This is a genomic window from Aliikangiella maris, from assembly GCF_040719265.1.
GTDB classification, from domain to species: domain Bacteria; phylum Pseudomonadota; class Gammaproteobacteria; order Enterobacterales; family Kangiellaceae; genus Aliikangiella; species Aliikangiella maris.
Map to the genome: position 1 here is coordinate 265,062 of NZ_JBFDAH010000007.1, position 8,323 is coordinate 273,384.

The following is an 8,323-nucleotide window of genomic DNA, read 5'->3' on the forward strand; positions in this document are numbered from 1 at the left end:
GCTATTCAATTTTATATAATTCAACGCTACCAACTTTTTTGCCTTCAGCACTTCCGCCATGATGACAATATGGGCGACGAAAGAAAAACTCAACTTCAGTATTTTTTGTGATATATGCGCATTCAATCTTAGCACGCTTAAAAGTAGATACAGCGGCTTTTATTGCTGATTCATAAGATGAAAATATTTGATCATCCTTTTGTAAGTTCCCTCTTTGACGTAAAACACGCAGAAGGTATTTACCACTTGGCTGCAATTTACAAACGTCTATTAATTGATAAAAGTAAACAACGCTATCATCACTTGGGTCATCAAGTTGTCGCTGTCTTGAATAAATTGTTACCCAAGAAACAATAGCCATAGCTACCGCAATAATTAAGCCTACGATAGTATTGGTTTGTTGATTCATGTTTCCCTGCTAACGCTTATTGAATGCACCAAAGCAATATAATCTGCAATAGACATTCACTTCATTTTGAAATTCATTAATTATTTCAAAAATTTACCTTAAATTAACCGATTAGCAAAGTGCGGAAAGGTTGCTTTATTTCTTATAAACAACAATCGCATTTAAGAATATAACTTTATTTTCAATCAGTTAAAAAATAATTAAGCAATGTATCATGCAATCGCTTGAACGTAACGACTTATTCAAGTGGTATAAAATAATCTAAAACAAGGATGTTTCACCATGAATAGTCAGCAAAAAACCAAGCGACTTACCCAAGTTAGAAATAAAATTCGTGCTTTAAATTACTCACTCCAAACAGAAAAAACTGATGCTTACTGGATTAGAAAGTTCCTCTACCCAATCAATGTATTTCAAGTCTCAATTTTCAAATAGACTTTGTTAAACAACTACACCAAAAAGATAGACAAGAAAAAACGGTTCAAGAATTACTAGGGCATTCAGATGTGAGGACGACTCAAATTTACACCCATGTACTTAATCAAAATTCCACGGGCACTTTAAGCCCATTAGATAATCTTTAATTCATTTTATCCATAATTTAATTAAGGTATTTAAGTTTAAAAAAAGAAAAAAGTCATTTAAAAAGTTTGGACATCCATTTAACATTACTTTTAATTGGTTGTAGCGATTGGTTAAGTTTGAATATCATTTGGTTGTTTTGTGTGAAGATTGCGCGAACGTTAAAGTTCTTATTATTTTAACAGTAGATAAGAATTCCTTTATTTCGCAAAGCTACTTAAAGGCTACCTCGCTTACTTAACTTCATAACCTTGTCAACTCCGTATTTAGTAAGATTTACTGCAATTAAATACAAAAATATTTTTTATTCAATCCCCTTACACGAATCCAAAGAGATTTTTTTTAGTGTATTATTTGAACCACTAAAAACATCAATTTCGGCGACACTTAAACCTTTTATAATTCTCACTGCTTTAATTAATGAATAATCTGCAATACATTCATTGCCCGAAGATAGCTGTTGAAAACATATTGGTCCCTCCCAAATATCAGGTTTAACTGAATCATTAGGATTAAATATCTTAATATCGTATCCTTCAACATGCATTAGTGTATAATGCGAAGCTATACCACATGATTCTGTTTCTTTTTTTTTCAGAGCTCACGCATGAAACCTGTAAAACTGAAATCAGTAAAAAATAAATCACGAGTTGTTTTTTTATTTCAATGGATTCCTACAAGCATAAATAACATTATCTCTATCTTTTTTATTCCACGACCAATTTATCGTCGTATTCTTTTTAGGAACTCCGCCCAGACTACCCCAATATGCTGTTGGATATTTTCCATGAGCCAAAGGACCTGGTACAACTATCGCAACATGCCCATGTGGTTGAGCCTTTAGCCCAACAATAACCAACATACCTAGCTCTGCTTTTTGTTGAGCTTGTATACCCGACTCTAGAATAATCTATGGTTTTTCTTGTATTTGATCAACAATATTATTAGCTTGACCAGCTAGAGTAATACCAAGATTTTTTGCAATATCTTTGACATAGCCACTACAATTTTTCTTGTGCTCTTCCCAATATTTTTCACACAAGTTCACAATCCTATCTGATTTTTTAATGACTTTCACACTAAACTCCCTTAGTCAAAATTTTTATGAGTCTACATTAAAATAGACACACCGTATAGAGAGGGTTGATGACCTCACGGCATTTAAATAATTATCTCAAATTAAATCTATCTTCTTATTTCTCTTACTTTTAGTTTCTATAACTTACATCAAAAATAGTCTGTTTTTATTTTTTTAATAAAAGTTAATTACCCCTACCTACTAACAGAACAAATCACTCCAAAAAAGCATAAGAAATTGCACGTTAATATCCAAAATAATAACGTTGATTTTTCCAATTTTTTCTTAGGTTTTTTACTGCTTTTTTATGATAATATTTCTCCCGCAATTGACTGCTTTTTCAGTCGGTCATTTTGCAAGAGTTGGGTATTTGAATTGAGTTTTTTCTGTTGTAAAAAACAGAGGCCAAAAAATAAAATTTGAACAACTCACAAGTTGCCAACTAAAACCATTAACTTAAAAGTTAGATGGCCGTCAGACGCTCCAGGAGAGAGTTCGCACCTCCCCCCAGAGCTAGGCCACAGTTAACCCAGTAAAGGAAACTAACTATGACTTGTCTTTATTATAAAGCTTTGTCGCTAACAGCGTGAGCCCAGTTTCTCGAACACCTCAGGTGTGTTTTTGTTATTACTGGCTTCCATGCCTTGCATTTAACCTACTTTTTCTTAAAGAAAAAAATACCCACTTAACACCCATTAACCTGTTTCAGACGAATTGTTTGATATTTGAGATATTCAAATAAGGCTCGCTGGTGCCCTAATAAAAGCACCAATCAGCCCAAAATAATCCGTCATAACCCAGTTTGAGAAACTGGGCAAACGCATGGTTAATGGGGCCGACTGAGTTCGAGAGCAAAAAAAGAGTCCTCTCTTTCTGGTCAGTTGAAAAGCTTGTTTTTTGGAAAGCAGTTATTTCCTTAAGCTAACTCATAAGCAGTATGACCAGTTTTTAAAATCAAAACATAAAACTGAATTTGAAAACTGTAAACAAGAAACTTCAAAAGAAACACAAAAGGAATTCAAACATGCCATTACCCCCCAATGACTTTTTAAAATCATTCATCAAACCAAACGCATTAACACAACCTAATCCACAAAAAGAAAAACTCGAACAACTCCTCATAGACGCCAGAAACTTATTAGGGCTTTCCGGTGAATTACTCGGCACCTACCTCACAAAACTCAACAGCAGTAAAGAGCAATATCAAATCTACTCACTTTGTTGTAACTACTTTCAAATGGAAAACCGTTTCAATTTACAACTGAATCAAATGAATACTGAATCAAATGAATACCGAATCAAATGAATATTGATATCTTCAACTACCACTACAATACCGACATGCTTTTTAACACCCCTTTAGTCAAATGTGATTTTATCAGTTTCGTAAATCAATTTATTCAAGACGTTCAAACCGGCAAACAAACACTGATTACACCTTCACCCAACCGAGGGCGTTACTCATAAACAATAAAATCTTTTTTAAATAACAAGAAATTGAAAGTGTTTTATTAGAAGCCAGTCAAGTCATGGACATTACCGCCGGTTTTTATGTTCGCTACTCAAACACCCAAGTAGTCATGAACAACACAACCTGATTTATTCACTGTCACTCAGTTACAACCAGATGGAGCAACGGATTAATGACAGCTTAAAAACAAACTTTGACCATGATGTATTTCAACAAAAACACCCAACAACAAAAGAGAGTATTGCGGCTGAGTTAAAAGAAAAACTCAACTAGCTCGGTGAGAGTATCCATAAACATTAGCTAGTTCTCAATTTATAAAAATAATTTTGATTTGACTAGCTGCTTATTTTAACAGTGTTAAAGTTAATGAGATTTTATTTTATAGTGCTGACAGCTTTGGACATTTTTTGGTGATGTGTATATTGGTGAATATTCAACTAAAAGTAGTTGAATATTCACGTAGTATTTGTTTGCTTTTTTTGTTTAAAATATTTTTATGGTGCGCAATAACAAAAATAGAGTTGTAAGAGAAATACTTTAATTCTCTATTTTTCTATGCACATCACTGACTTAATTGATGGTTTAAAACAGTGTAAAAAACAAAAATAGCAAGTGAAGACGATAAAAAAAAACTGAAAATAATCATTAAGAATAGGCGATTACTCGTATTTGAATTCTATCAAAAAACAGGCCGAGACTGATGTATAAAATAATTACTGCAACAATAATGTTATTCACTGTAGGTAGTGCGCAGGCTATTTTGCCAGATAACTTAACGGTTAATATTGGTGATGTGACTAACGATGGAAAGAGAGATCGCCTAATTTTGAAAAAGCGTTCTGTTAGAGCTGCTAACTTTCGATTACAAGTTTGGGAACAAAATAGTTATCAAGAAATTACACCACCGGAAGTACGTACTTATCGCGGTTATGTTGAATCGGATCCGAGTTTAACAGTCACAGCTAATATTGAGCCGGGTAATAAATTGAATGCCATATTTAGCGATGGCAGACACAGCAATGTCGATATTGAAATAAATAATAAAAAAATAAATGTGTCTGGTGATTCCGGTACTGCAGAGCCAGGAACTGGCAATCAAGTGATTAGTCGTTCAGTTGATCGAACGTCTCCAACTAACAGCGGTTATATCATTCCTAAATACACAATGCGTCGAATCCGCCTTGGCGCTGAAATTCAATATTCTATTTACAACCATTTTAAAAGTATCGACAAAGCGCTTGCAAGAATAGAGCAGCGAATCAATGATAATGATTTTTTCTATGCCAGAGATATGGGAATTGCCTGGGAGTTAGGAGAGGTTGTTATTCGTAAAGATGACTTTACCGGAAACTATATGACAGAATGGAAAAATAAAGTTAACCAAAATAACCAGAATAATTTAAACCTGGTTTACCAGTTTAAAAAGTCTGGTGGAGGTTCGGCTGGAGGTCGGATCTTTCAGGCGAACAATGCTAATCATGTTGTCTTCGGGAATATTGGTTCATTAAAAATTCAATCAGCTTCTCTTGGTCATGAAGCGGCTCATCAATTCGGTGCAGGTCATAAAAGTTCCTGGGGCGATACCATGACTTCAGCCGAGTCGGCAATTGGTACATCGACCGTGCAACGTATGATTGATCATAGTCATGTTGCTCATGAAGCCGCTGCACCGGCAATTATTTACGGCGCTAAACTACCACCTCATGCAATGGAAGATTTTGCAAATACCAATCAAGATCAATCAGTTGATATTAATCTGCTTGAAAATGATTATGACGGTAATGGTGATTCTATTTCAATTGCACGTATTGATAACTCAAGTGAAAAGGGTGGTGTCATTACAAATTTAGGTAATGGTAACGTGCGCTACACACCGCCGTCAGGTTATTTAGGAATGGATACTTTTAAATATCATGTAAAAGATAATTCAGGTTTAACTAATCGTCATGGAAGCGTAAAAGTTTATGTTCGCAATAATGGATTGGCTTCGCATTTTAAATTGGATGAAACGAGTGGTTCTATTGCCTATGATTCTGGTGTTTATCAAGCGGATTGTCAGCTAGAAAAAGGAATTCGTTTTTCCAATAGTACGTCCGGCGCAATTGGCAGAGCATTAAGAAACAATAAAACAAAAACGAATGCTCGTGTCAGTTGTGCCGGGGTAGGGGATCCATTAGATGGTAGCTTAAGTGCTTCTTTATGGGTGAAGTATGATCAAGTGCCTAGTGATAGAGGTGTATTGATTTCCAAAGGTGGTGCAGTAATCAGTAACAGGGTTGAGACACCTCGCGGCGGTTGGTCTATTTCGCATTTAAAAAATGGCGCTGGCTGGACATTTAACGGAAACTTGCAGCGTGATCGGATTGATAATTCAACAGAAATGTTTGATCGCACCTCGAAAAATAATATTCAGGCAAACACCTGGTATCATCTGGTCATGGTAATGGATCGCTCAAGTGGTAAAGTGCGTGCTTGGGTTAACAACCAGGAAGTGAGCAATTCAAAAAATGGTAGTAATATTGCTGACGGTCTAATTGAAAATTATTATCCATTACGCCTGTTTAATGCAGCAGATGATGATGCTTCGTCACCTTCTATTTTAGATGATGTCAGAATTTATAATAAAGCGCTGACAGCCGCTGATGTTAATGCGTTATACAATAAGCAAGAAATTCCAGGTGATAACACGCCCGCTCCAATACCAACTGATGGACAGTTAGAAAATGGTAAAGCAATTGATATTGCTACCCCAGCAGATGGTAGTAACCTTGAATTTTACATTGATGTACCTGCGAATGCCGCGGACCTTAAGTTTACTATGTCTGGTGGCCAAAATACTTCTGGTGATGCAGATATAATGGTTGCCCATGACCGTAAGCCGACCCCAAATAATAATGATTGTCGTCCCTATAAAAGTGGTAACAATGAAGAGTGTGTCTTTAATGAACCTCAGTCAGGTCGTTGGCATGTGGTGGTGGAAAATTATAATACTTATAAAAATGTATCCTTAGTAGCTAGTTATCAATCGGCCGGAACCAATACGAGTGGTGATTTTGATGCCTGTAATGGAGCCTCTGCTACAACGAATAGCGGCGAACTTAAAAATAATCAAGCGGTGTGTGTGGGCGCGGCTAGCAATACTTCTTCTTTTTACACTTATGTCGAAAAAGGAACATCGAGTGTCAAAATTGAATTAGCAGGTGGTACAGGTAATGCTGACATTTATGCACTTACAGGCACATGGCCAACTGATAGCATCTATGATGCATCATCAATTCAGTCAGGTAATAATGAGTCAATGACTATTAGCAACCCACCTGAAGGTTGGCTATATATTACGGTGGTTAGTAATCCTAATCATGGAGATACTAGCTTACGTGTTAGTCATCACTAAAATCTCTCGTGTTTAGTGGAGTAAGTTGAGCGGAACTTTGGTTCCGCTTTTTTTATTTTTTAAATTTCTTTGTGTGAAATTATTTTAGTTGGAAATTAGTGTATTAAGTGGGATTTTAAATAATTCTGCTAGAAAAACATTGATGATATTTAACTCAATTATTTGAATTGCGGATGGCTTTGTTTGCAAAGTGTTATCGAACTGATAAATTAACTGTGTAGCTGGAAAATTAATATATTAAGAAAACTTCATTTTTTAGTAAAAAATTCTGACGGTTAAGTTAATTGTGATTTAAGTGGTTGGTTAATTGCGATGTTGCAATAATTTTAATTTAGGCAGTGTGTGTAAACAAGTTAACAGTTTTAATTTTTAGAAACAGTTATTTAAAACAAGTCTCTTAATTTTTTAGATTTGACTGTTTATCGGTTTTACTGGTTTCTTTTTTGAGATTTATTTGATGCTTATGTGTACAACGCACGAAACGGGACACCCATAGCTATCGTTCAATACTCTCAAATATCAACTAGACAAACAAGCACCAGTCAGTTAAATTAATTCATAGGATAAAGTATTAATAAGGATATTAATCATGACTCGCGCCCGTAAAACTATTATCGATTTAGAAACCACTCCCTACTACCATTGTATTTCCCGTTGCGTTCGTTGGGCTTTTCTCTGTGGCGAAGACGATTGTCAGATATTTCCTGGTTGATGCGTTGTCTCAATGAATACTTAGCGCATAAAGCGAATAAGGAAGATAACTGTAAAGGCAGGTTTTATGAATGCCTTCCTTGGCATTCACCCTTCGGGCCATCGTCGTTCCTCCGATGTTCAAATTTGTTTCCAGAACAATTTGTGGGAAGGTAGATTTAAATCTCAACCACTACTGGATGAAGCAGCAGTACTGACAGCTATGAGCTATGTCGACCTCAACCCAATTCGAGCTAGGATAGCCAAGAATTTTGAGCAATCTGATTACACCAGCATTCAGCAGCGAATTACCCAACTTAAGAAAAACAATAAACCAGTTATTCCCTTAATGAAATTATCAAACCATCAAAGCCATCAAAACAGTTTTTCTTTTACGACACAAGATTACTTACAACTCACTGATTGGGTTGGTCGAGCTATTCGCAATGATAAGCGAGGTTATATTGAACAGCATGAACCTTTTTACAAAAATTAAATATTGATGGTGAAGGATTCATTCAATTGATGAAACAGAAAGATGATTTATCGCAACTGACTGCGATTGGTTCGTCAAGTACCTTAACTCACTACTTAGTCGCCCCTGAAAAAAGAAACCCCCATTGATTTTTTATCAGCCAATCATGCGCAGAAGCATTTTAAATGGTGAGTTCCGGCTGCGCAATCTCATTTCGCGATCAA

At 35.6% G+C, this 8,323-nt stretch carries 8 protein-coding genes; 4 read left to right on the plus strand and 4 right to left on the minus strand.

From position 1 onward, the window contains the following. Nucleotide 1: 1 nt before the first annotated feature. Nucleotides 2-409 (minus strand): hypothetical protein, encoded by a 408-nt coding sequence (locus ABVT42_RS09090; protein ID WP_353897771.1) that lies wholly within the window; start codon nt 407-409, stop codon nt 2-4. 431 nt (nt 410-840) lie between these two features. Here ABVT42_RS09090 and ABVT42_RS09095 point away from each other — a divergent pair, with 431 nt between their 5' ends. Next, nucleotides 841-993, plus strand: coding sequence for a tyrosine-type recombinase/integrase (locus ABVT42_RS09095; RefSeq protein ID WP_417281479.1), 153 nt, complete (start codon nt 841-843; stop codon nt 991-993). Between the two features lie 302 nt (nt 994-1,295). Here ABVT42_RS09095 and ABVT42_RS09100 read toward each other — a convergent pair whose 3' ends face one another. From ABVT42_RS09100 to ABVT42_RS09110, 3 genes are all read right to left on the minus strand, one after another. After that, nucleotides 1,296-1,538: a hypothetical protein gene (locus ABVT42_RS09100; protein WP_353897960.1), complete on the minus strand. Its 243-nt coding sequence runs from the start codon at nt 1,536-1,538 to the stop codon at nt 1,296-1,298. A gap of 111 nt (nt 1,539-1,649) precedes the next feature. Then, the gene (locus ABVT42_RS09105; protein WP_353897959.1) at nt 1,650-1,853 is read right to left on the minus strand and encodes a hypothetical protein; all 204 of its coding nucleotides are present in this window, start codon (nt 1,851-1,853) and stop codon (nt 1,650-1,652) included. A gap of 48 nt (nt 1,854-1,901) precedes the next feature. Next, nucleotides 1,902-2,069 (minus strand): hypothetical protein, encoded by a 168-nt coding sequence (locus ABVT42_RS09110; RefSeq protein WP_353897958.1) that lies wholly within the window; start codon nt 2,067-2,069, stop codon nt 1,902-1,904. A 1,024-nt stretch (nt 2,070-3,093) separates the two neighbouring features. Between ABVT42_RS09110 and ABVT42_RS09115 the strand changes: the two genes are divergently transcribed. The 3 genes from ABVT42_RS09115 (at nt 3,094) to ABVT42_RS09125 (ending at nt 8,120) form a co-directional block, all read left to right on the plus strand. Then, nucleotides 3,094-3,375, plus strand: coding sequence for a hypothetical protein (locus ABVT42_RS09115; protein WP_353897957.1), 282 nt, complete (start codon nt 3,094-3,096; stop codon nt 3,373-3,375). An 865-nt stretch (nt 3,376-4,240) separates the two neighbouring features. Then, nucleotides 4,241-6,934: a pre-peptidase C-terminal domain-containing protein gene (locus ABVT42_RS09120; RefSeq protein WP_353897956.1), complete on the plus strand. Its 2,694-nt coding sequence runs from the start codon at nt 4,241-4,243 to the stop codon at nt 6,932-6,934. Nucleotides 6,935-7,712: 778 nt separating this feature from the next. Further along, nucleotides 7,713-8,120: a hypothetical protein gene (locus ABVT42_RS09125; protein ID WP_367023692.1), complete on the plus strand. Its 408-nt coding sequence runs from the start codon at nt 7,713-7,715 to the stop codon at nt 8,118-8,120. The last annotated feature ends 203 nt before the right edge of the window (nt 8,121-8,323 follow it).

Coding starts and splice junctions, on each gene's coding strand:
- ABVT42_RS09125 (WP_367023692.1), top strand. CDS start 7,713: ATGAATGCCTTCCTTGGCATTCACCCTTCGGGCCATCGTCGTTCCTCC.
- ABVT42_RS09120 (WP_353897956.1), top strand. CDS start 4,241: ATGTATAAAATAATTACTGCAACAATAATGTTATTCACTGTAGGTAGT.
- ABVT42_RS09115 (WP_353897957.1), top strand. CDS start 3,094: ATGCCATTACCCCCCAATGACTTTTTAAAATCATTCATCAAACCAAAC.
- ABVT42_RS09100 (WP_353897960.1), bottom strand. CDS start 1,538: ATGCATGTTGAAGGATACGATATTAAGATATTTAATCCTAATGATTCA.
- ABVT42_RS09105 (WP_353897959.1), bottom strand. CDS start 1,853: ATGTTGGTTATTGTTGGGCTAAAGGCTCAACCACATGGGCATGTTGCG.
- ABVT42_RS09090 (WP_353897771.1), bottom strand. CDS start 409: ATGAATCAACAAACCAATACTATCGTAGGCTTAATTATTGCGGTAGCT.